Source organism: Nocardioides sp. zg-1230 (genome assembly GCF_013155335.1).
Classification (GTDB): domain Bacteria; phylum Actinomycetota; class Actinomycetes; order Propionibacteriales; family Nocardioidaceae; genus Nocardioides.
In genome coordinates this window covers 1,264,960-1,289,490 of the sequence record NZ_JABJQZ010000001.1, presented here as the reverse complement: position 1 = coordinate 1,289,490, position 24,531 = coordinate 1,264,960, and the positions used below count along the sequence as shown (strand labels likewise).

25 protein-coding genes are annotated in these 24,531 nt (G+C 73.5%); 11 read left to right on the top strand and 14 right to left on the bottom strand.

Features of this window, described 5'->3' with window-relative positions; translation table 11 throughout:
* Window positions 1–63 precede the first annotated feature (63 nt).
* Window positions 64–2,367, bottom strand: a complete 2,304-nt coding sequence (locus HOO61_RS06300; RefSeq protein WP_172257753.1) for a sodium-translocating pyrophosphatase — start codon at window positions 2,365–2,367, stop codon at window positions 64–66.
* Between the two features lie 202 nt (window positions 2,368–2,569).
* On the bottom strand, window positions 2,570–2,905 hold the full coding sequence (locus HOO61_RS06295) for an anti-sigma factor antagonist (protein WP_129427178.1): 336 nt from the start codon (window positions 2,903–2,905) through the stop codon (window positions 2,570–2,572).
* A gap of 176 nt (window positions 2,906–3,081) precedes the next feature.
* Here HOO61_RS06295 and HOO61_RS06290 point away from each other — a divergent pair, with 176 nt between their 5' ends.
* Window positions 3,082–5,424, top strand: a complete 2,343-nt coding sequence (locus HOO61_RS06290) for a DEAD/DEAH box helicase (protein ID WP_367650044.1) — start codon at window positions 3,082–3,084, stop codon at window positions 5,422–5,424.
* Between the two features lie 15 nt (window positions 5,425–5,439).
* Window positions 5,440–5,748 (top strand): hypothetical protein, encoded by a 309-nt coding sequence (locus HOO61_RS06285; protein ID WP_172257751.1) that lies wholly within the window; start codon window positions 5,440–5,442, stop codon window positions 5,746–5,748.
* Between the two features lies 1 nt (window position 5,749).
* Here the strand turns inward: HOO61_RS06285 and HOO61_RS06280 are convergent, their stop codons facing one another.
* From HOO61_RS06280 to ssd, 7 genes are all read right to left on the bottom strand, one after another.
* Window positions 5,750–6,115 carry an Rv3654c family TadE-like protein gene (locus tag HOO61_RS06280; protein WP_216658562.1) on the bottom strand — a complete coding sequence of 122 codons (366 nt, stop codon included), beginning with the start codon at window positions 6,113–6,115 and terminating at the stop codon, window positions 5,750–5,752.
* Entirely contained in the window at window positions 6,112–6,489 is a 378-nt protein-coding gene (locus tag HOO61_RS06275; protein ID WP_172257750.1) for a TadE family protein, read from the bottom strand. The genes HOO61_RS06280 and HOO61_RS06275 overlap by 4 nt, the downstream gene beginning before the upstream one ends.
* The gene (locus tag HOO61_RS24025) at window positions 6,489–6,731 is read right to left on the bottom strand and encodes a DUF4244 domain-containing protein (RefSeq protein ID WP_172257749.1); all 243 of its coding nucleotides are present in this window, start codon (window positions 6,729–6,731) and stop codon (window positions 6,489–6,491) included. The genes HOO61_RS06275 and HOO61_RS24025 overlap by 1 nt, the downstream gene beginning before the upstream one ends.
* A 141-nt stretch (window positions 6,732–6,872) precedes the next feature.
* Window positions 6,873–7,559, bottom strand: coding sequence for a type II secretion system F family protein (locus HOO61_RS06265; protein ID WP_172257748.1), 687 nt, complete (start codon window positions 7,557–7,559; stop codon window positions 6,873–6,875).
* Window positions 7,556–8,251, bottom strand: a complete 696-nt coding sequence (locus HOO61_RS06260; protein ID WP_172257747.1) for a type II secretion system F family protein — start codon at window positions 8,249–8,251, stop codon at window positions 7,556–7,558. Before HOO61_RS06260 ends, HOO61_RS06265 begins: the two co-directional genes overlap by 4 nt.
* Window positions 8,245–9,408, bottom strand: a complete 1,164-nt coding sequence (locus HOO61_RS06255) for a TadA family conjugal transfer-associated ATPase (protein ID WP_172257746.1) — start codon at window positions 9,406–9,408, stop codon at window positions 8,245–8,247. Before HOO61_RS06255 ends, HOO61_RS06260 begins: the two co-directional genes overlap by 7 nt.
* Before the next feature lie 64 nt (window positions 9,409–9,472).
* Complete coding sequence (ssd, locus tag HOO61_RS06250; RefSeq protein ID WP_172257745.1) at window positions 9,473–10,486, bottom strand: septum site-determining protein Ssd; 1,014 nt, start codon at window positions 10,484–10,486, stop codon at window positions 9,473–9,475.
* A 144-nt stretch (window positions 10,487–10,630) separates the two neighbouring features.
* Here ssd and HOO61_RS06245 point away from each other — a divergent pair, with 144 nt between their 5' ends.
* Complete coding sequence (locus HOO61_RS06245) at window positions 10,631–11,428, top strand: HAD family phosphatase (RefSeq protein ID WP_172257744.1); 798 nt, start codon at window positions 10,631–10,633, stop codon at window positions 11,426–11,428.
* 258 nt (window positions 11,429–11,686) lie between these two features.
* Here the strand turns inward: HOO61_RS06245 and HOO61_RS06240 are convergent, their stop codons facing one another.
* Window positions 11,687–12,403 (bottom strand): oxidoreductase, encoded by a 717-nt coding sequence (locus HOO61_RS06240; protein ID WP_172257743.1) that lies wholly within the window; start codon window positions 12,401–12,403, stop codon window positions 11,687–11,689.
* 105 nt (window positions 12,404–12,508) lie between these two features.
* On the opposite strand from HOO61_RS06240, the gene HOO61_RS06235 reads away from it, so the two are divergent.
* The 7 genes from HOO61_RS06235 to HOO61_RS06205 all read left to right on the top strand — a co-directional run bounded on the left by HOO61_RS06235 (window position 12,509) and on the right by HOO61_RS06205 (window position 19,078).
* On the top strand, window positions 12,509–13,459 hold the full coding sequence (locus HOO61_RS06235; RefSeq protein WP_172257742.1) for a calcium-binding protein: 951 nt from the start codon (window positions 12,509–12,511) through the stop codon (window positions 13,457–13,459).
* A 64-nt stretch (window positions 13,460–13,523) separates the two neighbouring features.
* A complete protein-coding gene (locus HOO61_RS06230; protein ID WP_172257741.1) occupies window positions 13,524–14,372 on the top strand; it encodes a class I SAM-dependent methyltransferase in 849 nt (282 codons plus the stop codon).
* Between the two features lie 65 nt (window positions 14,373–14,437).
* Window positions 14,438–15,289: a calcium-binding protein gene (locus HOO61_RS06225; RefSeq protein WP_172257740.1), complete on the top strand. Its 852-nt coding sequence runs from the start codon at window positions 14,438–14,440 to the stop codon at window positions 15,287–15,289.
* Window positions 15,290–15,315: 26 nt separating this feature from the next.
* Window positions 15,316–16,443 carry a sensor histidine kinase gene (locus HOO61_RS06220; RefSeq protein ID WP_172257739.1) on the top strand — a complete coding sequence of 376 codons (1,128 nt, stop codon included), beginning with the start codon at window positions 15,316–15,318 and terminating at the stop codon, window positions 16,441–16,443.
* A complete protein-coding gene (locus HOO61_RS06215) occupies window positions 16,440–17,153 on the top strand; it encodes a LytTR family DNA-binding domain-containing protein (protein ID WP_172257738.1) in 714 nt (237 codons plus the stop codon). The genes HOO61_RS06220 and HOO61_RS06215 overlap by 4 nt, the downstream gene beginning before the upstream one ends.
* Window positions 17,154–17,174: 21 nt before the next feature.
* Window positions 17,175–17,567 (top strand): hypothetical protein, encoded by a 393-nt coding sequence (locus HOO61_RS06210; RefSeq protein ID WP_216658561.1) that lies wholly within the window; start codon window positions 17,175–17,177, stop codon window positions 17,565–17,567.
* On the top strand, window positions 17,564–19,078 hold the full coding sequence (locus tag HOO61_RS06205; RefSeq protein WP_172257736.1) for a cation acetate symporter: 1,515 nt from the start codon (window positions 17,564–17,566) through the stop codon (window positions 19,076–19,078). Before HOO61_RS06210 ends, HOO61_RS06205 begins: the two co-directional genes overlap by 4 nt.
* A 194-nt stretch (window positions 19,079–19,272) precedes the next feature.
* Here the strand turns inward: HOO61_RS06205 and HOO61_RS06200 are convergent, their stop codons facing one another.
* On the bottom strand, window positions 19,273–19,752 hold the full coding sequence (locus HOO61_RS06200; protein ID WP_216658560.1) for a MaoC family dehydratase: 480 nt from the start codon (window positions 19,750–19,752) through the stop codon (window positions 19,273–19,275).
* Window positions 19,753–19,862: 110 nt separating this feature from the next.
* Here HOO61_RS06200 and HOO61_RS06195 point away from each other — a divergent pair, with 110 nt between their 5' ends.
* Window positions 19,863–20,402 (top strand): GrpB family protein, encoded by a 540-nt coding sequence (locus HOO61_RS06195; RefSeq protein WP_172257734.1) that lies wholly within the window; start codon window positions 19,863–19,865, stop codon window positions 20,400–20,402.
* Window positions 20,403–20,419: 17 nt separating this feature from the next.
* On the opposite strand, the gene HOO61_RS06190 is transcribed toward HOO61_RS06195, so the two are convergent.
* From HOO61_RS06190 to nirB, 3 genes are read right to left on the bottom strand one after another with little or no spacing between them, the layout of a single operon-like run.
* Window positions 20,420–21,529 carry a uroporphyrinogen-III synthase gene (locus tag HOO61_RS06190; protein ID WP_172257733.1) on the bottom strand — a complete coding sequence of 370 codons (1,110 nt, stop codon included), beginning with the start codon at window positions 21,527–21,529 and terminating at the stop codon, window positions 20,420–20,422.
* Window positions 21,526–21,885 (bottom strand): nitrite reductase small subunit NirD, encoded by a 360-nt coding sequence (nirD, locus tag HOO61_RS06185; RefSeq protein WP_172257732.1) that lies wholly within the window; start codon window positions 21,883–21,885, stop codon window positions 21,526–21,528. Before nirD ends, HOO61_RS06190 begins: the two co-directional genes overlap by 4 nt.
* Window positions 21,882–24,482, bottom strand: a complete 2,601-nt coding sequence (nirB, locus tag HOO61_RS06180) for a nitrite reductase large subunit NirB (protein WP_172257731.1) — start codon at window positions 24,480–24,482, stop codon at window positions 21,882–21,884. Before nirB ends, nirD begins: the two co-directional genes overlap by 4 nt.
* Window positions 24,483–24,531: the final 49 nt, after the last annotated feature.

The window sequence follows — 24,531 nt, the reverse complement described above, 5'->3', positions numbered from 1 at the left end:
AGACCGGAGCGGCCCGCCACTCCGGTGAGTGACGGGCCGTTCTGGCAGTGCAGGGCAGTGCGGTCAGGCGTGGTGCGGGGCCATCGACGACGAGCCGGTGTTGTCGCCGTCGTCGGCGATCGCGACCTCGCGACGCTTCGAGATCACGACGGCCACGGTGATGATCGCGACCGCGACGAGGGCGATCGCGATGCGCAACACGTCATTCTGGTCCTCGCCCACGCTCATCGACACGATGGCGCTCGCGATGAGCAGCGAGACCAGGTTCATCACCTTGATCAGCGGGTTGATGGCCGGACCGGCGGTGTCCTTGAACGGGTCGCCGACGGTGTCACCGATGATCGTGGCCTCGTGCGCGGGCGAGCCCTTGCCGCCGTGGTGGCCGTCCTCGACCAGCTTCTTGGCGTTGTCCCACGCACCGCCCGCGTTGGCGAGGAAGACGGCCATCAGGGTGCCCGCACCGATCGCACCGGCGAGGAACCCCGCCAGGGCGGTCACGCCGAGGCCGAAGCCGACGGCGACGGGGGCCATCACGGCGAGGACGCCGGGCGTGACGAGCTCGCGGAGCGAGTCGCGGGTGACGATGTCGACGACCTTGCCGTACTCCGGGCGGCCGGTGCCCTCCATGATCCCGGGGATCTCCCGGAACTGGCGGCGCACCTCCATCACGACCGCACCGGCAGCGCGGGCGACCGCGTTGATCGCGAGGCCGGAGAAGAGGAACACGACCGCCGCACCGAGGAGGACGCCGACGAGCACGGCCGGGTTGAAGACCTGGAAGTTGAGGATCTCGTCGGAGCCGGACTCCGCGAGCGCCTCGGCGACCGAGGTGGCGTACGACCCGAACAGCGCCGTCGCGGCCAGCACGGCCGTCGCGATGGCGATGCCCTTGGTGATGGCCTTCGTGGTGTTGCCGACGGCGTCGAGCTCGGTGAGGATCTGCGCGCCCTCGGGGCTGACGTCGCCCGACATCTCGGCGATGCCCTGGGCGTTGTCGGAGACGGGACCGAAGGTGTCCATCGCGACGATGACGCCGACGGTGGTCAGCAGGCCGCAGCCGGCGAGCGCGACAGCGAACAGCGACACCGTCAGGGTGGCGCCACCGAGGAGGTAGGCGCCGAAGACGGCCGCGCCGATGACGAGGGTCGTGTAGACCGCCGACTCGAAGCCGACGCTCAGGCCGGACAGGATGACGGTGGCCGGGCCGGTGAGGGAGGTCTTGCCGACGTCCTTGACCGGGCGGTACTCGGTGCCGGTGTAGTAGCCGGTCAGGGCGAGGATGCCCGCGGCCATCACGATGCCGATGACGACCGCGGCACTGGCGATGAAGCGCGGGTCGCCGTCGATGCCGGCGAAGGTGTCGCCGAACTCGGCGAAGTCGCCGGGCAGGTAGACGTAGGACAGGATCACCGAGGCGATCGCGCCCACGGCGGCGGAGATGTAGAAAGCCCGGTTGATGGTGGTCAGGCCGTTCTCACCGGCACGCGGCTTGGTGATGTAGATGCCGAGGACGGCGGTCAGCGCACCGATCGCGGGGATCAGCAGCGGGAAGACCAGGCCCTTGTCGCCGAACGCGGCGGCGCCGAGGATCAGCGCGGCGACCAGCGTGACGGCGTACGACTCGAAGAGGTCGGCGGCCATGCCGGCGCAGTCGCCGACGTTGTCGCCGACGTTGTCGGCGATGGTGGCGGCGTTGCGGGGGTCGTCCTCGGGGATGCCCTGCTCGACCTTGCCGACGAGGTCGGCGCCGACGTCGGCGGCCTTGGTGAAGATGCCGCCGCCGACACGCATGAACATCGCGAGCAGCGCGGCACCGAAGCCGAAGCCCTCCAGCACGACGGGGGCCTCGTCGCGGAACAGCAGGACGACGACGCTGGCGCCGAGCAGGCCCAGGCCGACGGTCGCCATGCCGACGAACGCACCGGTGCGGAAGCCGATCGTCATGGCGGGGTCGCGACCCTCGCTCTCGGCGGCGGCGGCGACGCGCAGGTTGGCGCGCACGGCCAGGCTCATGCCGAGGTAGCCGATGGCGGCGGAGAAGCCGGCGCCCACGAGGAAGAAGATGGAGCGGCCGATGCGGACGGTCATGTCGTCGGCGGGCAGGGCGAACAGGACCACGAACGCCACCGCGGCGAAGATCCCGAGAGTGCGGAACTGCCGCTGCAGGTAGGCGTTGGCGCCTTCCTGCACGGCCTGGGCGATCGTCTTCATGTTGTCGGTGCCCTCGCCCGCGGCAAGCACCTGCGACCTGAACATCGCGGCCATCCCGAGCGCGCCGAGCGCGATCAGGGCGACGACGACGACCAGGACGAGGTTGCTGCCTTCGAGCTCGGGAGTCGCGACGACCGCGGGCAAGATCCCCGTCATGCGTGTCCTCCTCGGACTTGGTCAAGCGCTGGAAAAGATCCGTGAACGCGCCGGAGTCTACGCAGACGTGATCCAGATCACGGGTCGGCGTGACCCACACCACACCGGCTATCTGGACCGGCGCCGGATTCGAACGTGACAAAATCCCTCCGGACACGTCCGGAGGGGTGGGAGGTGCGACGCGCGGGTCGCCAGCTGGACCTCAGGCGCCGGGCGCGAGACCGACGGAGTCGTGGATCACGAACACCTTGGCGAGGCCGGTGATGCGGAAGATCTTGAGCAGCCGCTCCTGGGTGCACACCAGGTCGAGCGAGCCGTCGTGTGCGCGGACCTTCTTGAGACCACCGACGAGCACGCCCAGGCCCGTGGAGTCGAGGAACTCGACCGCCTCGAGGTCGATCACGATGTCGTAGGTGCCGGCACCGACGAGCTCGGTGATGCAGTCACGCAGCTTGGGCGCGGTGTAGACGTCGATCTCGCCGCCGACGGCGACGACGGCACGGCCGTCCACCTCGCGTGTCGCAAGGGTGAGATCCACGACTGCTCCCCCGGTCCCCGAACTCGTTCGGACAGTGCGCCTTCGGGCACGCTCGTGCCCCTTCGTTCTTCCGGGTGGTATCAAACCACGAGTCACAAGGGTTCCGCAGGACTCCTCTCCACATGAGCACGGCCGCCGCCGCGGGCGGCGTCCCCGGCCTTTGCCAGACTGCGCGGGTGAACCCCTCCCGCCCCGGCGTCGTGCCACCGGTCGACGTGCTGGTACGTCGGCTCGCTGGCGTGCCCGGACGCGAGGACCGGCTGCGCCACCTCGAGGTGCTGCCGGCGCGGGAGGCGGTGCACGAGGACTGGCCTGCGTGGGTGCCCGACGACGTCCGGGGCGCCTTCGCCGCACAGGGGGTGGCGCGACCGTGGCGCCACCAGGTGGTGGCGGCCGACGCGGCCCACGCCGGCGACCACGTGATCGTCGCCACAGGCACGGCGTCGGGCAAGTCGCTGGCGTACCAGCTCCCGGCCCTGTCCGCGATCCGAGCGGCCCGCGGGCCGCGTGGTGAGCGCGGTGCGTCGGTGCTCTATCTCGCCCCGACCAAGGCGCTGGCCCACGACCAGCTCGCCGGGCTGTCGTCGCTCGGCCTCGACGTACGCCTCGCGGCGCACGACGGCGACAGCTCGCGCGAGGAGCGCGACTGGACGCGCGACTTCGGCGAGTACGTCCTCACCAACCCCGACATGCTCCACCGCTCGCTGCTGCCCTCCCACCACCGGTGGTCGCGGCTGCTCGGGTCGCTGCAGTACGTCGTGGTCGACGAGTGCCACCACTACCGCGGCGTGTTCGGGGCGCACGTCTCCCACGTGCTGCGCCGGCTGCGCCGGGTGTGCGCGCTCTACGGCGCCCACCCGACGTTCGTGCTCGCCTCGGCGACCGTCGCGGAGCCGGAGGTCACCGCGGGGCGGCTGACCGGGCTCGACGTGGTCGCGCTGACCCGCGACGACTCCCCGCGCGGGCAGGTGTCGCTGCTGCTCTGGGAGCCGCCCTTCACCTCCCACGCCGGGGAGAACGGCGCGCCCGTGCGCCGGGCAGCGTCGTCGGAGGTCGCCGACCTGCTCGCCGACCTCGTGGCGGAGGACGTGCGCACCCTGGCCTTCATCCGGTCGCGGCGGGGCGCCGAGCAGGTCGCCCTGTCCGCCGCCGAGCTGCTGGCGGAGGTCGACCCGTCGTTGCCGGGCCGGATCGCGGCCTACCGCGGCGGCTACCTCCCCGAGGAGCGGCGGGCACTGGAGGCGGCGCTGCGCCGCGGCGACCTGGTCGGGCTGGCCGCGACCAACGCCCTCGAGCTCGGCATCGACATCAGCGGGCTCGACGCCGTGCTCATCGCAGGGTTCCCGGGGACTCGCGCGGCGTTCTGGCAGCAGGTCGGACGGGCCGGGCGCGGCGCCCAGGACGCGCTCGGTGTCCTGGTGGCCAAGGACGACCCGCTCGACACGTACCTGGTCACCCACCCCGACAAGCTCATCGGTGCTCCGGTCGAGGCGTCGGTCTTCGACCCGTCGAACCCGCACGTCATGGGCCCACACCTCTGCGCGGCCGCGCAGGAGCAGCCGCTCACCGAGGCCGACCTGCCGCTCTTCGGGCCCACCGCCCGCGAGGTGGTCGACGAACTGACGACGCTCGGGCTGCTGCGGCGTCGCCCGCGCGGGTGGTTCTGGACCGACCGCAGCCGGGCGGCCGACCTGGCGGACATCCGGTCCGCCGGCGGGTCGCCGGTCCAGCTGATCGAGGCCGGCACCGGCCGGGTCGTCGGCACGGTCGATGCCGGCGGCGCCCACAACCAAGCCCATCCCGGCGCGGTCTACGTGCACCAGGGCGAGACCTGGCTGGTCGAGGACCTCGACCTCGAGCACCACGTGGCGACCATGCGGCGCGACGAGCCGTCCTACAGCACCACCGCCCGCGAGGTCACCGACATCAGCATCGTCGCGACGCGCGAGCGCCGGTCGTGGGCCGGCTGCGACCTCGCCCTGGGCGAGGTCGACGTCTCCCACCAGGTGGTCTCCTTCCTCAAGCGGCGACAGCCCGGAGGCGAGGTGCTCTCGGAGGAGCCCCTCGACCTGCCCGAGCGAACCCTGCGGACGACGGCGGTGTGGTGGACGGTGCCCGACGACGTGGTCGCCGAGACCGGGCTCGCCGCGCTCGACGTGCCGGGCGCGGCACATGCCGCCGAGCACTGCTCGATCGGCCTCCTCCCCCTGTTCGCCACCTGCGACCGCTGGGACATCGGCGGTGTCTCGACGGCCCGCCACGCCGACACCGGGCTGCTCACCGTGTTCGTCTACGACGGCCACCCGGGCGGGGCCGGGTTCTCCGAGCGCGGCTTCCGCACGGCCGTCGCCTGGCTCACCGCCACCCGCGAGGCGATCGCGAGCTGTGAGTGCGCAAGCGGCTGCCCGTCGTGCATCCAGTCACCCAAGTGCGGCAACCAGAACAACCCGCTCGACAAGGCCGGCGCCATCTCCCTCCTCGACGCCCTCCTCTCGGGGGCACCGCGCGCTGGTGGCTAGGGCTAGATTCACCTCATGGTGATCCTCGGTCTCGGCCTCATGATCCTCGGCGGCATCGCCGTGCTCTCCGCCCTCTTCGTCAGCGAGCCCGGGTCGGGCGGCGAGCTCCTCGGCTTCAGCGTCAGCACGCTCGAGTCGTTCCTGGTCGGTGTGGCTGCGGGCGCCGCCATCCTGTGGGGCTTCGCGATCCTCAAGTGGGGCACCAAGCGCAGCCTGGCGCACCGCCGCGAGCGCAAGGAGCTGACCGAGCTCAATCAGAAGCTCGAGCGGGTCGAGGCCGAGCGCCGCACCGACGACGAGCCCGAACGCCGCGACACCGTCTGACTCAGCCGGGGCCGGCGCGCGCCTCGGCCGTCACCCTCACCTCCCGCCAGGGGACGTCCGGGCCGTCGACCGACACGGTGATGCGCACCGTGCGACCGTCGGGAGCGCACGCGTCGAGCGCGGCTGCGTTGGCGACGGCGACCCGGGCTGCGGCGGCGCACGGGTCCGTCGGCCCGCTGAGCGCGGCGAGCGCTGAGGCTCCCGCGAGGGCGGCGAGGTCCGCTGCGGCCTGGGCTCGGCGCTGGGCCGTCACGAGGCCTCCGGCGGCGGCCAGGCCGACCATCACGAACAGCAACACGCCCGCCATCGCCACCACGAGCACGGTCGCCGCCCCCTCCTCGCCCTCGGCCGGGCCTCGAGGTGTCACGACTCCTCCACCACGGCCATGGCGTCGGCGGTCACCGTCACACCCGGCAGCGAGCCGAGCAGGCCGCCCGGGCCGCTGACCCGGGCGGTGGTGGTCACCACCACCTCGGTCTCTCCGACCTCGACCCGGACGCGCGCCCCCTCGGGAGCTATGCGCGCGGCCACGCCCTGGGCCGAGGTGGGGTCGTCACCACGGGCGACGGCGCGGGCGGCCTCGCGGGAGGCGTCGATGACGCGGACCTGCGCGGCTCCCACCGCCAGCATCCACACCAGGCCGGCGGTCAGCGCGACGAGGAGCGGGATGCCGATCGCGAGCTCGGCCGTCGCCGCACCCGCCTCGCCCCGGGACCGTCCCCCGCGAGACCCCACGGACATCAGCCGATGCCGAGCAGGCTCATGACGTGCTTGAACATCCGCTCGAGCAGCTGGTCGCCGAAGGCGCCGGTGAGCAGCGTGTAGAGCAGCCCGGCGAACCCGGCCCCGGCGGCGGTCCCCACGGCGTACTCCGCCGTGGTGATGCCGGCCTCCATCTCCGGCCGGCTGGACCTGCCGGACCTGGTGCCGGCCCTGCCGGGCCTGCTGGTGGACCTGCTGCGTGCGAGGTGCGTGAGCTTCATCGGTTCCCCTGTCGTCGTGGGGCTCCGGATGAACCCCGACCGACGTCCAGCCTGCGAGGACCGCGGCCCGCCCGCACGACCGCGGCGGCGAGCCTGTGGAGGACGCCCGGACCGACCGCCCTGTGGACGCCCGGTGGCCCCTCACGGCGTCACCGAGCCGAAGAGCGACGCCACGGTGGGCACGACGCCGAGCAGCATGAAGGCGGGGAGCAGGCAGGCGCCGAGCGGGATCGCCGCGGCCACCCCCACACGCCGGGCCGCGTCCTCGGCACGGGCGAGCGACTCCCGCTGGAGCTCATCGGCGAGCCGCTCCACGCTCTGGACGACCGACGCCCCGGACACCTGCGAACGGACCATCGCACGCGCCAGGGGCGCCAGCTCGGGATCGTCGACGACGCTCGACCAGGCCTCGACTCCGGAGGCTCCCCACCGCGACTGCTCGACGACCGGCACCAACCGGTCCGCGGCCGCGCCCGGGAGCGCGGCGCAGACCTGGGCCAGTCCGGCGACGGGTGCGGAGCCGGCACGCAGGGTCGCGGCGAAGAGGTCCACGAGGTGCGGCAGGGTCCGCTCCACCTCGTCCCGCTCGCGACGGGTCGACGGAGCCTCGGCCGCCACGAGCACCCGACGGGCGGCGACGCCCGCCGCAACCGCCACCAGGACCCCGACGACCCCGCCCACGACGAGCCAGGCACCGATCGCGACGCCACCCACTGCGAGCGGACGCAGTCCGGGCGTCACGGACGAGCGCCGACGCACGCCGCGCGGAGCGGACGGCAGCAGGGCCGCGACCGCCAGAGCCGCACACGCGACTGCCAGCCAGGTCACGGCGCCGCCGCCCGGTCCGCGAGCCGCCCGATCCACCACAGGCCGAGCCCGACGAGGGCCAGCCCGACGACACCGCAGGCCCACCCGACTGGGGTCGCGATGAGGAAGGACCACGGGTCGGAGCCGGCGCCGGATCCCATGAGGAGCACGGCGATGGGCAGGCAGGCGACGAGGCGGGCCGTGGACCGGGCCGAGGCCAGCTCCGAGTCCACGAGGCGACGCGTGCGACGTCGGGCACGCAGCCCGGCAGCCGTCCGCTCGAGCGCTGCGGCGAGGCCGTGACCGGAGTGCTGGGCCACCTGCCACGCCCCGGCCACCCAGTGGAGGTCGGCTGCGCCCCGCCGCTCGGAGGCCAGCCGGCGCATCGCCTCGGGGACGTCGGAACCCAGCCGCAGCGCCTCCACGACCGGAAGCAGCGGCGGCCACCTGTCGGCCCCGGCGGCGAGGGCGGCCTCGGGCGGACGGCCTGCGGCGAGGTCGGCGGCCAGGAGGTCACACACCTCCAGCACCGCCGCCTGGTCGGCCGCGGCGCGCCTGCGCCGGGCCACGATCGGAACGGGAACGGTCCAGTGCCACGGCGGCGGCGGTTCCCTGCGGCCACGCGCCCGCGGGCCCAGGGCAGGCCGCGCGCCCGGCACGGCCACTACGACCGCGGCCCCGAGCAGCAGCGCCGCGAGCCATCCGGTCACCACGCCACCGACCGGAGCCGCGCGGCGAGGGCGCCGGCTGCAGGGCCGCGCACGACGCGGTCGGCCTCGAACGTCGCGGCGGTGCGGAGGGCGACGTGGCCGGACTCGTCGCGCTCGGGCACCCCGAGCTCGAGAACGCGGCGCCGTCCGTCCCTCCCGCGACCGAGGTGGATGACGACGTCGAGCGCCGAGGCGAGCTGGCTGTGCGCCGCCGAGCGCGGCAGGCCCGCGGCGAGGGACAACGCCTCGACCCGCGCGGGCACGTCGGCGGCCGAGTTGGCGTGGAGCGTGCCGCACCCTCCCCCGTGCCCCGTGTTGAGCGCGGCGAGCAGGTCGACGACCTCGGCCCCGCGCACCTCGCCGACCACCAGGCGGTCGGGCCGCATCCGCAGCGCCTGCCGCACCAGCAGCTGCAACGAGATCTCCCCGGCGCCCTCGATGTTGGCCGGGCGTCCCTCGAGGGCGACGACGTGCGGGTGGTCGGGGCGGAGCTCGCTGGCGTCCTCGACGAGGACGATGCGCTCGCCGGGGTCGACGAGCGACAGCAGCGCGGAGAGCACCGATGTCTTGCCGGTGCCCGTGCCGCCGGTGACGAGGAAGGCGCACCGCGAGTCGACGATCTCCTCCAGCAGGAACGCACCGTCGGGCGGCACGGCTCCCGCCGTCACCAGCTCCGGGAGGGTCCACACCCGCCCGCGCGGCACCCGCAGCGACAGCACGGTGCCCGACCTCGCCACCGGGGCCAGCACGGCGTGGAAGCGCGTGCCGTCGGGGAGGCGTACGTCGGCGTGCGGGGTGGCGTCGTCCAGGCGCCGCCCGGCCGATGCGGCGAGCCGTTGGGCGAGGCGGCGCACCGCGGCGTCGTCGGGGAACGACACCGCTGCGCGCTCGAGCCCGCCGCCGCGGTCGATCCAGACCTCGTCGGGGCCGTTGACCAGGACGTCGGTGACGTCGGGCAGGCGGAGCAGGTCCTCCAGCGGTCCGGCGCCGAGCACGTCTCGCCGGAGCAGGTCGTGGACCGCGAGCACCGTCGCGTCACCGACCGGCGACCCGGAGGCCCGCAGCGCCTCGGCGACCCGGTGCGGGGTCAGCTCGCCGGCCGACCCGGCCAGCCGACGGCGTACGTCGTCGAGCACCGCTGTCGGGACCGGGGCGCTCATGCGGGGTCCCCACGGCGTTGTCCGGCGGGGGAGCGCAGCGGAGCCGGAGAACGGCGTGGGGTGTTCATGCGGCGTCCGTCAGGAGGGCGCGGGCCGCGCGGGCGAGCGGGCCCCTCGCCGGCAGCGGACCGAGGCCGCGGTCGACCGAGGCGGCCACGCCGCGCTGGTCGGCGACGGCGGCCACGACCGGCAGGCCCGTCACCCGCTCGGCGTCGGCGTCGCTCAGGGCACCCGGTCGCAGCACCAGCCCGGCCCGGCCGTCGCGACCCAGGTCGGCGACGAGGCGGGCGGCCGCCGCCAGGCCGGGCACGGTCGCGGGGGTCACCACCAGCAGGTCGTCGCACCGGTCGACCAGCTCGGCCAGCTGCACCCCGCCCTGCCGGGCGAGGTCGACGACGACGAGGTCGTGACCGAGCACCGCGGCCGGGAGGACGCGGCGAGCCGCCGCGAGGTCGAGCCGGCGTCGTAGGCCCGACCAGGTGAGCACGCCGAGGTGGTCGCGCCGCGGCACCCCCTCCCGCAGGGCTCGGGCCCCGAGGCGGCCTGCTGTCTCGGCCAGGGCCTCCCACCTGACACCGGGGAGGTCCTCCATGCCGAGCAGCCGGTCGAGTCCGGGCCCGAGCGGATCGGTGTCGACGAGCAGCGTGGACGCGCGCGTCGCGTGCGACTGGGCGAGGGCGCACGCGAGCGTCGTGGCACCCGCCCCACCGGCCCCGCCCACGACGCCGACGAGGCGCCCCGGCGAGGCCTGCTCGCCGACGTCGGCGAGCTCGTCGCAGAGCCAGTCCGCGCCCGCGGGCAGGTCGAGGACGGACGCCGCGCCCAGCTCGACGGCGTGCCGGAAGGCGACGTCGCCGACCCCGACACCGACCACGTGGACGCCCGCGCGCCTCGGTGGTGCCAGTGCCACGAGCGTGCTCGCCAGGTCGTCGCCGACCAGCACGAGGTCGGCCTCGCGCCAGGCGGCCAGGGACAGGGAGGGCTCGGCGCAGACCTCTGCCCCGACCCCCGCCGCCGCACAGAGGGGGACGACCGAGTCGTGGACGGACGGGGACCGGGTGATCAGGAGGACGGGCATGCTCCGAGCGTCGACGCCGGCACCGACGCCCGACAGCCCTCCCGGGCACGGCCTGTGGACGACGACCGACCGAGGCCGCCTGTGGACGCCTGCTGGCCCGCCGAAGCACCGGGCTCCGCCCCGCGAGGCCCCTACGATGGCCGCATGCCCCGCCCCCAAGCGGCCTTCTTCGATCTCGACAAGACGATCATCGCCAAGTCGAGCACGTTGGCCTTCAGCCGCGAGTTCCAGGCGGGCGGGCTCATCTCACGACGCGCGATGCTGCGCTCGGCGTACGCCCAGTTCGTCTTCTTCACCGGCGGCGCCGACCACGACCAGATGGACAAGATGCGTGAGTTCATGTCGCAGCTGTGCGCGGGCTGGGACGTCGCGACCGTGCGCGACATCGTCCACGAGACCCTCACCACGATCGTCGAGCCGCTCGTCTACGACGAGGCGGTCACCCTGATCGAGGAGCACCGCGCCGCCGGGCGCGACATCGTCATCGTCTCGGCGTCCGGTGTCGAGGTGGTCGAGCCGATCGGCGAGATGCTCGGCGCCGACCGCGTGATCGCGACGCGCATGGAGATCGTGGACGGGAAGTACACCGGCAACATCGACTACTACGCCTACGCCGAGGAGAAGGCCCGCGCGATCGAGCACCTCGCCGCGACCGTGGGCTACGACCTCGAGGAGTGCTTCGCCTACAGCGACTCGGTGACCGACGTGCACATGCTGGAGGTCGTCGGTCACCCCTTCGCAGTGAACCCCGACCGGGAGCTGCGGCGCATCGCGACCGCCAGGCAGTGGCCGGTGCTGCTCTTCGTACGGCCCGTGGCGCTGCGCCGCCGACTGCTCGTGCCGGCGACCCGTCCGACCCTCGCTGCCCTGGCTGTCGGCGGCGCTGTCGCCGCGGGCGGACTCATCTGGTCGAGCCGCCGCAGGAGGATCGACGGGGCCTGAGCGGGACCCATCGACGGGCAGCAAAGTCAACCCTTGAAGGTGGCCGGGGACCGGGATAGAACTGAGACAGAACTACACAGCAGCACGTGATCCGGGTACCCACGCGGCGATCCACCCATCCGATGGGGTGCTGGCCGATCGGGATCTGCCCGAGGCAGCGATTAGACAATGCACGCTTGGTAGCCAGGCATCACGTGTCAGCGGCGGCACCCGATCCACGTGAGCGGGTGCCGCTCGCATGCGGACGGTGCTGCGTGACTACCCGCGCAGCGGTGAGGCCTCGGCGCCCGCGCTGAAGGCCTCGGCCCCGTAGAGCGCCCAGGCGTGCACCCCGCTCGGCCCGCCGTCGCGATAGGCGCGGAGGTTGGACTCGTACGCCGCCCGGTGCGCCAGGTGCCCGGCCTCCGGCACGACGAGCGACTTGGCGTCGACGCCGCGCGACACCAGCACCAGCCGTTCCAGTGCCCGGGCCACGATGCCGTTGTGCGAGGCGAACGGCGCCGCGCTCGCCACGTCGGCATGGGCGACCGCGGCGACCAGCAGGGCCGGCGCCTCGGTGCCCGAGAGCAGCAGCTCCGCCACCCCGCGCAGCCGGTCGGCTGACGCGGCGTCGCGCGGACGTCCGAGCTCCTCGGGGGCGAGGGCCGCGGCCCCCACGACCGCGTGCAGGCGCGCGATCGCCTGGAGTGGCGCGGTCTTGAGCAGCGGCGCGAGCGCCAGCATGGAGGCGGACAACCGGACGGCGTCGGCCGCGATCTCGTCCCCCTCCCCCGCCCGCACCTGCTCGAGCGTGGCGACCGACCCCTCGAGCACGGCGCTCGCGTGGGCGCCGCGCAGCAGGGACTCCGCGGTCAGCTCCGGCGACGTACGCCGCAGGCCGCGGTCGCGCAGCATCACGTCGATCCCGTCGCGGGTGCCGGCGTAGGCCGAGCGGACCCCTTCGAGGTCGGTGAGCCAGGCGAGCGGGTCGGTCATGGGGAGGACGGTAGTCGCGACAACTTCCACGCCGGACAGAGCGTCCTCACTGGTGGTGCGCCGATGACGGCAGGTCGGTCGGCGGTCGTGACGGGAGAAGTCGAGATGGGTGGAGCGTGCGTGCGTCGTACGGTCGGGGTGGCCCTTGCCGGCGTGCTGACGGGCCTGGTCGTGGTCACGTCGGGGAGCGCGACGGGCGCGGGGATGGCGCCGGTCCTCTGCGGAGGCCGGTCCGCGACGGTGGAGGGCACGACGCCCACGGTCACCGGGACGCCCGGTCCCGACGTCATCGTGGCCGGCGCCGCCGAGCGGGTGCTGGGTCTCGGGGGTGACGACATCGTCTGCGTGGACGGGGGCGTGGGCGCGCGGGTCGTGCACGTCGACGCAGGGCCAGACGACGACCTCGTCTTGCTGGAGGGCACCGCGCTCGCGTCCGGCAGCAGCATCGACGGCGGACCCGGTCACGACTACCTCGCCGCAAGTCGACCCACCGGCTCGCTCGAGCTCGACCTGCGTTACCTCGACCGGCTGAGCGTCGAGGGCCAGGTCCTCGCTTCTGTCGACGGGGTCGAGGACGCGCACCTGGGCGCACCGACGGTGCTCGTCATCGGCACCGACGAGGACAACGCCCTCAGCGCGCATGCCTGCTCGGCGAGCCTCATCGGACTGCGGGGCGACGACCGCCTCCGGTTCGTCCTCGGCGACCCGTGGTTCGACGCGGATCGCTTCCCGTGCCCCACGACGGTGTCGATGTACGGCGGGCCCGGTGACGACGACCTGGTCGGGTCCGGCGGCGGCGACTCGCTCCAGGGCGACGACGGGCGCGACCACGTCCGGGGTCGAGGCGGCAACGACCTCATGGCCGGTGGGGCGGGTCGGGACGTCCTCGAGGGCGGCGACGGCCGGGACCACGTGGTCGGCGACGACGGTTCCGACGTCCTGCGGGGCAACGGGGGTCGCGACCGGCTGCGCGGCGGGGCTGGGCGAGACACGGCCGACGGGTCCGCGGGCCGGGACCGGTGCGCGGCCGAGCGAGAGCGGCGCTGCGAGCGCTGATCCTGAGGCGTTCGGCTGCACCACGGGCACGCACCGTCGCGCCGTCGCTTGTAGCCTGACCCGGATGAGCGACGACCTCTCCGAGACCCCAGCCACCGCCGACCGCGCGCGGTCCTTCGGGGCCGTCGCCGAGGCGTACGACCGGGGCCGGCCGACCTATCCCGCCGAGGCCGTGGCGTGGCTCGCCGGCGGCGAGGCAAAGGTCGTCCTGGAGCTGGCTGCGGGCACGGGCAAGCTGACGCGCGAGCTGGTCGACCAGGGCCACGCGGTCTTCGCGACCGAGCCCGACGAGGCGATGCTCGAGGTCCTGCGCCGGCGGGTGCCGGAGGTGAGCGCCAAGGTCGCCACCGCCGAGTCGATCCCCGCCAACGACCGGTCGGTCGACGTGGTGGTCGTCGCGCAGGCGTTCCACTGGTTCGACCCCGACGTCGCCCTTCCCGAGATCGCCCGGGTCCTCAAGCCGGGCGGCCACGTCGCGCTGGTGTGGAACAGCCGCGACGAGCGGATCCCGTGGGTTCGCCGGATGGGCGACATCCTGGGCCGCCAGGACCTCGACACCTCGTCGTCGGAGCACCTCGTGCACAGCGACCTCTTCGGCTTCATGGAGGAGGCGAGCTTCAAGCACTGGCAGGAGGTCAACCGCGAGACGATCCTCGACATGGCGCGCTCGCGATCGAGCTTCGCGGTGATGGACGACGAGGAGCGCGAGCGCCACCTGGTCGAGGTGCGCGCCTTCTACGACGACTACGGCCGCGGCATGGACGGCATGCAGGTCCCCTACGTCACGCGCTGCTACCGCGCGGTCGTGGTCGACCGCGACGACACCGGCCCGGCCGGGGAGGACGAGCAGCCGGACGGTCCGGTCGTGAGCGACGGCACCGACACCGACATGCTGCTCATCGACTTCCGCTGACCCGCAACCTTCCGGTCGCTGGAGGCATCTCACCGGCGACCACCACCACGTTCTCGGGGGAACACATGCGTCGTACGACGTCACTGACCGCTGCCGGCCTGCTCGGCCTGGCCCTTCTCGCTCCGGCCACCTGGGCCGGCCCGGCCGCCGCGGCCGCCGAGACCTGCCTGGGCCGACCCGCGACCGTCGTGGGGACCGGGCCGACGGTCATCGGCACGGAGAGCCGCGACGTGATCGTGAGCGGCACGGCGACCACGATCGAGGCGCTCGGCGGCGACGACCTGGTCTGCGTGTCCCGGCCCGGGCAGGCCCCGGTCGTCCTCACGGTCGATGCCGGCAGCGGGAGGGACATGGTCGTCGTCGAGCCCTCGGACGCCGTGGCGACCGGCAGCAGCGTCGAGGGGGGCCGCGGACGGGACCAGCTGATCGCGGCCCAGCCGGAAGGTCGGCTGGCGGTCAACCTCCGCCGCGACCGCTGGCTCCTCGACGACAGGTCAGCAACCGTCACCGGGCTCGAGGACGTCACGCTGGTGGCGCCCTCCGTGCGGATCCTGGGTGACGACCATGACAACTCCTTCGGCTCCTCGGCCTGCTTCGCCAAGCTCGACGGCAACGCGGGGGACGACTACCTGGGCAACCGCCCCGGCCGCTACTTCGAGGACTACTCCTTCGACTGCGACGCATCGAGCCGGATGCACGGCGGCCTCGGGGCGGACGTGCTGCACGACTCGGACGGGGACGGCGCCCTCCACGGCGGGCCGGGCGACGACGAGATCGAGGGCCGCGACGGTGACGACCAGCTCGACGGCGGCACCGGCCGCGACGACCTGGTCGGTGGGGAAGGGCGCGACCGCGCCGACGGTGGCTCCGGGCGCGACCGTTGCCGGACCGAGCGTGAGAAGCGGTGCGAGCGCTGAGGGTCGTCGGCGGTTAGTCTCCGCGCATGGCGTGGAGATGGCGGCGTACGTCGCTGGGCGGGGAGGCCGACCGCGCCGCCTTCCGCGCCCTGCACAACGCCTCCCTCGCCGGCCCGGCGCTGCGCGAGGGCCTGACCACCGCCAGCGCCGAGCGGTCCGTACGCCACCTCCGCGCCCTGCTGGGCACGCCGGCCGCGGGCCTGGGTGACACCAGCGGCCTGCTCGCCTGGGACGGCCTCGGCAACCACCACCGCTCGCAGCTGGCCGGCACGATCGGCCAGGTCGCGGAGACCGGGCGCACGATGATCGTCGACGAGCGCACGCTGGTCTGCGACGACGGCGGGTGCCAGGTCCGGCAGGCGATCGTCAGCCCGCTCGTGGTCGAGGACACCCTCGTCGGCGCCCTCGTCGTCGGCGCCCCGCACACCACCGGCGGGCTGGTCCGGGCCGCGGACGAGGTGGCGTCGTGGGTCAGCGGCCAGCTCGAGCTCGCAGAGCTCGACCTGTCCCGCAACCGGCTGATGGAGGCCGAGGTGCGCGCGCTGCGGGCCCAGATCAGCCCGCACTTCATCTACAACTCCCTCGGCGCGATCGCCAGCTTCGTGCGCACCGACCCCGACCGGGCCCGCGAGCTGCTGCTCGAGTTCGCCGACTTCACCCGCTACTCCTTCCGCCGCCACGGCGAGTACACGACGCTCGCCGAGGAGCTCCGCTCCGTCGAGCGCTACCTGCTGCTCGAGCAGGCGCGCTTCGGCGACCGGCTCCAGGTCACGCTGCAGGTCGCGCCGGAGGTGCTGCCCGTAGCGGTGCCGTTCCTGTGCATCCAGCCGCTCGTGGAGAACGCCGTACGCCACGGGCTCGAGGCCAGCGCCGACAAGGCCGACGGCGTCGGCCGCCTCTCGATCGTCGCGCGCGACCACGACCAGGAGTGCGTCCTCGAGGTCGAGGACGACGGCTCGGGCGAGGATCCCGAGCGCGTACGACAGGCGCTGGCCGGCGACGCGTCGATGGACTCCGTCGGGCTCGGGAACGTGGACGCACGGCTGCGCAACGCGTTCGGCGACGACTACGGTCTGGTCGTCGAGACCGCACCCGGCGCGGGCACCAAGGTGATCGTCCGGGTGCCGAAGTTCGCCCCGGGGGTGCAGGTATGAACGCTCTGAAGGTCCTCGTGATCGACGACGAGCGCCCCGCGCTCGACGAGCTCACCTTCCTGCTGGGCCGAGACCCGCGCGTCGGGGAGGTGCGGGGCAGCGACTCCGCGACCGAGGCGCTGCGGGTGCTGCAGGCCGAGGAGGTCGACGCGGTGTTCCTCGACATCCAGATGCCCGGCCTCACCGGCCTCGACCTCGCCCAGGTGCTCTCCCGCTTCAAGTCCCCGCCGCCGGTGGTCTTCGTGACCGCGCACGAGGAGCACGCCGTCGCGGCCTTCGAGCTCCGCGCCGTCGACTACGTCCTCAAGCCGGTCCGCGAGGAGCGCCTCGCCGAGGCCGTACGCCGCGTGGTCGAGGCCGGCGGCCCGACGCCGTCCGGCGACGTGCAGATCCCGGTCGAGCGCGGCGGCGTAACCCGCTTCATCAGCCGCTCGGAGATCACCCACGTCGAGGCGCAGGGCGACTACGCGCGCCTCCACACCGCCGACGGCTCGCACCTCGTCCGGACCCCGCTCTCCTCCCTCGCGGAGCAGTGGGCGTCCGCCGGCTTCGTCCGGATCCACCGCTCCGTGCTCGTCGCGCTCCCCCACGTCGAGGAGGTGCGCAGCGAGGGCGGGCGGGTCAGCGTCGTCATCGCCGGCACCGAGCTCCCGGTGAGCCGCCGCCACACCCGCGAGCTGCGGTCGGTGCTCACCCGCCGCGAGACGTGAGGCGAACATGAGCGAGTGGCCGTGAGCGACCAGCCGCCTCCACGGGTCCGGGTGACCGGGCCGCCGCGTCGTCGCGCGGACGTCGTACGCCCTGTCGGCACGCGCGAGATCGACGCGGAGACCGCCCTGGGCGAGGTCTTCATGCGCTCCCTGCTGCGCGAGCAGCTCTTCCTCGCGCTGCGGGTGCTCGCTGCGCTGGGACTCACGCTCGGGCTGCTGCCCCTGCTCTTCCACCTGTTCCCGTCGCTCGGTGACGAGCGGGTGGGGCAGATGCCGCTGGCGTGGCTGCTGCTCGGGATCCTCGCCTACCCGTGGCTAGTCCTGCTCGGCTGGTTCTACATCCGGCGCGCCGAGGACCACGAGCGCGACTTCGCCGACCTCGTCGGGTCGGTCGGCTCCGAGGACCAGCCGTGAGCACCGACGTCGTCCCCGGCGTCGTCGCCGTCGTCCTGGTCTCACTGGCGACGCTCGTCATCGGCACCTGGGGGCTGCGGATCTCGCGCACGACGAGCGACTTCTTCGTCGCCTCGCGGACGGTGCGCCCGCGGCTCAACGCCAGCGCGATCGGCGGCGAGTACCTCTCGGCTGCGTCGTTCCTCGGTGTCGCCGGGCTGCTGCTGACCTTCGGCGCGGAGATGCTCTGGTACCCGATCGGCTGGACCGCGGGCTACCTCGTCCTGCTCGTGCTCGTCGCCGCTCCCCTGCGCCGCTCGGGCGCCTACACGCTGCCCGACTTCGCCGAGGCGCGGCTGGGGTCGCGGGGCGTGCGCAAGCTGTGCTCGGTGCTGGTCGTCGGCATCGGCTGGCTCTACCTGCTGCCGCAGTTCCAGGGAGCCGGGGTGACGCTGCGGTCCACCATCGGAGCGCCGACCTGGGCGGGCTCGCTCGTCGTCGCCGTGGTGGTGCTGGCGTCGGTCAGCCCGGGCGGGATGCGGTCGATCACCTTCGTGCAGGCCTTCCAGTACTGGCTCAAGCTCACCGCCCTGCTCGTGCCGGTCTTCGTGCTGCTCGCCGTGTGGATGGCCGACGGCGCGGCCGACCCCGCGGCCGCCGCGCCGCGCTCGTGGTCGATCCCGCTGGCCTCGCCCGGCGGCGGCATCGGCCTCTACACGACGTACTCGCTCATCGTCGCGACGTTCCTCGGCACGATGGGCCTGCCGCACGTGGTGGTGCGGTTCTACACCAACCCCGACGGCCGGGCGGCTCGTCGGACGACGCTCGCGGTGCTCGGGCTGCTGGGCATCTTCTACGTCCTGCCGCCGGTGTATGCCGCCCTCGGCCGCATCTACGCGCCCCACCTCGTCGACGGCCGGTCGGACGTCCTCGTGCTCGAGCTGCCGTCGCTGATGGTGGGCGGTGCGCTGGGGGCCGTGCTGACCGGCCTCGTCACCGCCGGGGCGTTCGCCGCCTTCCTGTCCACCAGCTCCGGGCTGACGATCGCGGTGGCCGGCGTGCTGTCGCAGGACGTGACCGGGCGGCGCTGGGGGTCGCGCCGGCTCGGCGGGGTGGCGGCGTTCCGGGTCGCGGCGGCCATCGCGGTCGTCGTACCCCTGCTGCTGTCCTTGCCCGCCCAGGACGTCGCGGTCGCGCGGACGGTGGGCCTGGCGTTCGCGGTGACCGCCTCGACCTTCGCTCCGCTGCTGATGCTCGGCATCTGGTGGCGGGGCCTGACACCGACCGGGGCGGTCGCGGGCCTCCTCGTCGGCGGGCTGGGCTCGGGCTTCGCGGTGGCATGGACGCTGGCTGCCTCGCCGTCCGCCGGCTGGGCGTCGGCGATGCTCGGCCAGCCCGCCGCCTGGTCGGTGCCGGCGTCCTTCTGCACGATGGTCGTCGTCTCCCGCCTGACCCGGGACTCCGTGCCCGCCCACGCCGGGCGGTTCATGGTCCGCCTCCACACCCCCGAGGCCGTCGAGCTCCAGCGCTGACAGGCGCGGACCAACGTAGGCAGTTCGAGCCGCCGCTCGCGCCGACCACGCCCATCTCGGCCAGCGGCGCGGGCGAACTGCCTACGTTGCGCCACGGTCGGGCCACGCCTGCACCATGAAGGCAGTTCGCGCGCCCGCCTGTGGGCTCCACGCTCAGCAGGTCTGCATCGGCGCCGAACTGCCTGCATGGTGTCTCAGTCGGGCGCCTTCACCGGGTAGTGCCGGAAGAGCGCCTGGGCCACGCACGCCGGTCGCTCGACGCCGTCGATCTCGATGGTGAGGTCCACGGTGAGCTGCTCCCCGAAGCCGAGGTCGACCACGTCCACGATGTCGGCGCGCATGCGGATCGCCGAGCCGACGGGGACGGCGGTCGGGAAGCGGACCTTGTTGTAGCCGTAGAACATCGCATCCTCGCCCTCGGCGACAGCGAGCAGCGACGCGAAGAGGTGCGGGACGAGACCGAGGGTCAGGTGGGCGTAGCCGATGGTGCCACCGAACGGGCCCCGTGCCGCAAGCGCGACGTCGTTGTGGGCCCAGTGCCACTCGTCGACCGAGCGGGCGAAGGCGTCCACGCGCTCCTGCTCGATCGCGAACCACTCGGACGGCCCCAGGGAGCGGCCCTTCAGGGCGAGCACGCTCTCGGTACTGGGCGCCACGACCCGGTCTGCGGCCACCGCGCCACCTCCCGTGAACGGACTCCCGTCCATCGTCAGCCGCGGCGGCGACGGCCGCAAGACCGGTCAGGACCACCGCGACCGCTCGCGACGTGTGCCAGCATCGGGGGATGACCTCCGGACCGGAGTTCGTCCGTCCGCCGCGTGTCCACAGCGGCCCGATCCACCTTGCTCCCGCGGATCCCGCGTGGTCGCGCCAGTACGCCGAGGTGGAGGCGCGCATCGTCGAGTCCCTGGGGCCGATCGCGGTCGTCGTCGAGCACGTGGGCTCCACCTCGGTGCCCGGACTGGACGCGAAGCCGTTCCTCGACGTCCTGCTCCTCGTCCCTGACCCGGCTGACGAGCCGGCGTACGTCGCACCGCTGGAGGCGGCCGGCTTCCTGCTCCACGTCCGCGAGCCCGACTGGCACCAGCACCGGTTCTTCCGGGCATACGACCCCGAGGTGCAGGTGCACGTCTTCGCCGTCGGGTCGGAGGAGGGCGAGCGGATGCTGGCGTTCCGGGACCGCCTCCGGACCGACGGGGCCGATCGTGAGCTCTACCTGCAGACGAAGCGCAGGCTCGCCGCCCGCAGCTGGACGCGGATCCAGGACTACGCCGACGCCAAGTCCGAGGTGGTGGAGGAGATCCTCGCCCGTGCACGCGGGTGAGGGCTCCCGACGACCGCTCACCGCACCGCGAGCCGGTAGCCCCGCTTCACGACCGTGAGCACGGCCTTCGTCCCGATCGCGGCCCGGAGCCGGGCCACGGCCATCTCGACCGCGTGCTCCGACCCCGCCTGCCCGGACGGCAGCGCCGCCAGCAGCGCCCGCCGCGACACCACGTGCCCCGGGTTGACGAGCAGGGACAGCAGCACCGACAGCGGCGCGGGCGACAGCTCGACGGGCACCCCGTCGAGCAGGAGCGAGTCGGTGTGCACGATGAGCGTCCGCCCGTCGGCCAGGCGTACGTCGACACCGTCCCGCCGCGTCGGCAGCTCGGTCTCCAGCTGCTTGACCATCCCCGCCAGGCGCGAGCGGTCGGGGAAGATCGTCGGCACGCCCCACATCTCGAACGCCGCCGCGGTGACGGGTCCGACGCAGGAGGCGACGACGTCGGACTGGAAGGCGCTGACCAGGTCGTCGCGCCGCCCGACGCTGTACGCCGCCTCCATCAGCGCCGCGACGGCCGGGGCGGAGGTGAAGGTGACCGCGTCGAGCTCGCGGTCGGCGATCAGGTCGATCAGCCCGAACATCGGCGCGGGGTCGTCGGCGGAGGCGACGCGGTAGATCGGCACCGTCACCACCGACGCGCCCTGCCGGCGCAGCGCGTGGGCGGCCATCGACAGCGACTGCCCGTGCTCCTGCACCACGATCCGCTTGCCCGTGAGGTCGCGGCCGCGCAGGTGGGCGAGGACGTCCTCGAAGCACTCGGACTCCGGCGCCCACAGCTCGCGCAGGCCGTTGGCCCGGAGCACGCCGACGCTCTTCGGGCCGCGCGCCAGGATCTCGGCGGAGCCGAGCGCAGCGACGAGGTCGTCGTACAACCCGGCGTCGGCCGCGGCCGAGAGCCAGGTCTTCATGCCGATGCCGGTGGTGGCGAGGAACAGGTCGACCGGTCCGAGGATGACCTCCTTGGTCGCGGCCAGGAGCTCGGCCAGGTCGACGTGGTTGGGCTCGAGCGACAGCGCAGCCGCCCACTCGACCGTGGCCCCGCGGCGCTCCAGCAGGGCCACCTGCTCCTCGGCCTTGCGAGCAGCGGTGACCCCGATCCGGAATCCCGAGAGAGGAAGAGTCACGTGGCCTCCCGATCCGGACGGGCGGGCCCGACGTGCACGACGCCGTCGGCGACCGCGACGTCGTACGACGCCACCCGCACCGTGTCGTCGTCGAGGCAGGCGCCGGTGCGGAGTTCGAAGGCCTGCTTGTACATCGGCGAGCTCACCACCGGCACGTCGCCGCGCGAGCCCACGATCCCCCGGGACAGGACCGACGCGCCGCTGAACGGGTCGACGTTGGAGAGGGCGAAGACCTCGCCGGAGTGCGTACGGAACACCGCCACCGCGCGCCCGTCGACGAGGGCTGCGACCCCGCCCTCCAGCGGGATCGCGTCGACGGTGCACACGGGGGTCAGGGACACGGCGACGGCGCTCATGCGGGCGCTCCGACCGGGATGAGGGCCGGCGCGATGGGCTGGATCTGGTCGCGCTCGGTGGTGAAGGCGATCGTCGGGTCGGGGGTGTCGGGGGCGTTGACGAAGGACACGAACCGCTCGAGCTTGGCCGGGTCCTCGAGCGTCGCACGCCACTCGTCCTCGTAGCCGCCGACGTGGCGGGCCATCTCCGCCTCGAGGTCGGCGCCGAGCCCGAGCGAGTCGTCGACGACGACCTCGCGCACCCGGTCGAGCCCGCCCTCGAGCTGCTCGATCCAGGTCGAGGTGCGCTGGAGCCGGTCGGCGGTGCGGACGTAGTACATGAGGAAGCGGTCGAGGTACGACACGAGCGTGGCGGTGTCGAGGTCGCCGGCGAGCAGCCGCGCGTGGGCAGGGGTCGCGCCGCCGTTGCCACCGACGTAGAGGTTCCACCCCTTCTCCGTCGCGATGACGCCGAAGTCCTTGCCGCGCGCCTCGGCGCACTCGCGTGCGCACCCGCTGACGCCGCCCTTGAGCTTGTGGGGACTGCGCAGGCCCCGGTAGCGCAGCTCGAGCGCGATCGCGAGGCCGACCGAGTCCTGCACGCCGAAGCGGCACCAGGTCGAGCCGACGCACGACTTCACCGTTCGCAGCGACTTGCCGTAGGCGTGGCCGGACTCGAAGCCGGCGTCGACCAGCCGCTTCCAGATCGCAGGCAGCTGCTCCATCCGGGCCCCGAAGAGGTCGATCCGTTGGCCACCGGTGATCTTGGTGTAGAGCCCGTAGTCCTTGGCCACCTCGCCGATCACGATCAGCTTGTCGGGCGTGATCTCACCACCGGGGATCCGCGGCACGACGGAGTAGGTGCCGTTGCGCTGGATGTTGGCGAGGTAGGCGTCGTTGGTGTCCTGCAGCTCCGCGGTCGCGGGCTCGAGGATGTGGGTGCTGGTCTGGCTGGCCAGGATGCTGGCGATCGCGGGCTTGCAGACGTCGCACCCGCGGCCGGTTCCGTGGGCCGCGACGATGTCGTCGAAGCGCCGGTAGCCGTGGACCGCGACGACGTCGAAGAGCTCCTGGCGGGTGAGCCGGAAGTGCTCGCACAACCCCTTGTCGACGACCTTGCCGACGCTGGCGAAGTGGTCCTCGATGACGTTCTTCACCGTCGCGACGCACGAACCGCACGTGGAGCCCGCGCGGGTGCACTGCTTGACGTCGGCCACGCTCTCGCAGCCCTGCTCGGTGACCGCGTGGAGGATGTCGGCCTTCGTCACGTCGTTGCACGAGCAGACCTGCGCCTCGTCGGGCATCCCGAGCTGGAGACCGCCGCCGGTGCCGACCGGGAGGATGAGCTGCTCGGGGTTGGCAGGGAGCGCCAGCCCGCTGCTCACCATCGGCCGCAGGATGCCGTACGCCGACGCGTCGCCGACGAGGATCCCGCCGAGCAGCCTGAACGAGCCGTCCCCCACTCCTGACTCTGCCACGACGAGCTTCTTGTAGACGCCGGCGACCGCGTCCGCGTACGTCAGCTCGAGCGCGCCGTCGGTGGTCGCGAACGCGTCGCCGAAGCTCGCGACGTCGACGCCGAGGAGCTTGAGCTTCGTCGACATGTCGGCGCCGGTGAAGGTGCCCGGTCCGTCGAGGAGCGCGTCGACGACGACCTCGGCCATGGCGTAGCCCGGGGCGACGAGGCCGTACATCGTGCCGCCCGGCGCCGCGCACTCCCCGATCGCGAAGACGTGCGGGTCGGCGGTCCGGCACTGCTCGTCGACGAGCACACCGCCGCGCGGAGCGACCTCGAGGTCGCACTCGCGGGCCAGGGCGTCGCGCGGCCGGATGCCGGCGGAGAAGACCACCACCTGCGCGTCGACGACCTCCGTCGGTGCGCCCTCCTCCGTGCCTGCCGGCCGCACCCGGAGGCCGGTGACGGACGAGCCTCCCTCGATCTCCTCCGTCACCACACCCGTGTGCACGGTGACGCCGAGCCGCTCGATGTGCCGCACCAGCGTGGCGCCGGCGGCGTCGTCGACCTGCACCGGCATCAGCCGGGGCGCCATCTCGACCACATGGGTCTCCAGACCGAGCTGGACGAGCGCGTTGGCCGCCTCCAGCCCCAGCAGCCCACCGCCGATGACGACGCCGCTCGTCGCGGCTTCGCTGGCCGCGCGGATCGCCTCGAGGTCCTCGATGGTGCGGTAGACGAAGCAACCGTCCTTGCCGCGGCCCTCGACGGGCGGCACGAACGGCGCCGCGCCGGTGGCGAGCACCAGCACGTCGTACTCGTGGACGGTGACGGCGCCGGGGTTGGCGAGCAGGTCATCGGCGGCCGACGGCGGGGACACGACGGTGACGGTGCGCGCGGCCCGGTCGACCTCGGTCACGACGCTGTCGAGGACCAGCCGCACCCGCGGGTCGTCGTACTCACCACCGGGCAGGAGCGACAGCGCGTCGGAGCCTGCGCCGAACCAGCTCGTGAGGGCGACCCGGTCGTAGGCCGCACGCGGCTCCTCGCCGAGGACGAGGACGTCGTGGGTCTCGGTGAGGCCGCGCTCGATGGCGGCCTGGGCGAACCGGTGGCCCACCATGCCGTGCCCGACGACGACGATCCGCTGGCGCTTGGTCATGCGGGAGACCCTAGGAAGCCGATGTTGTCAGCGGCGTTCGTGAATGTTT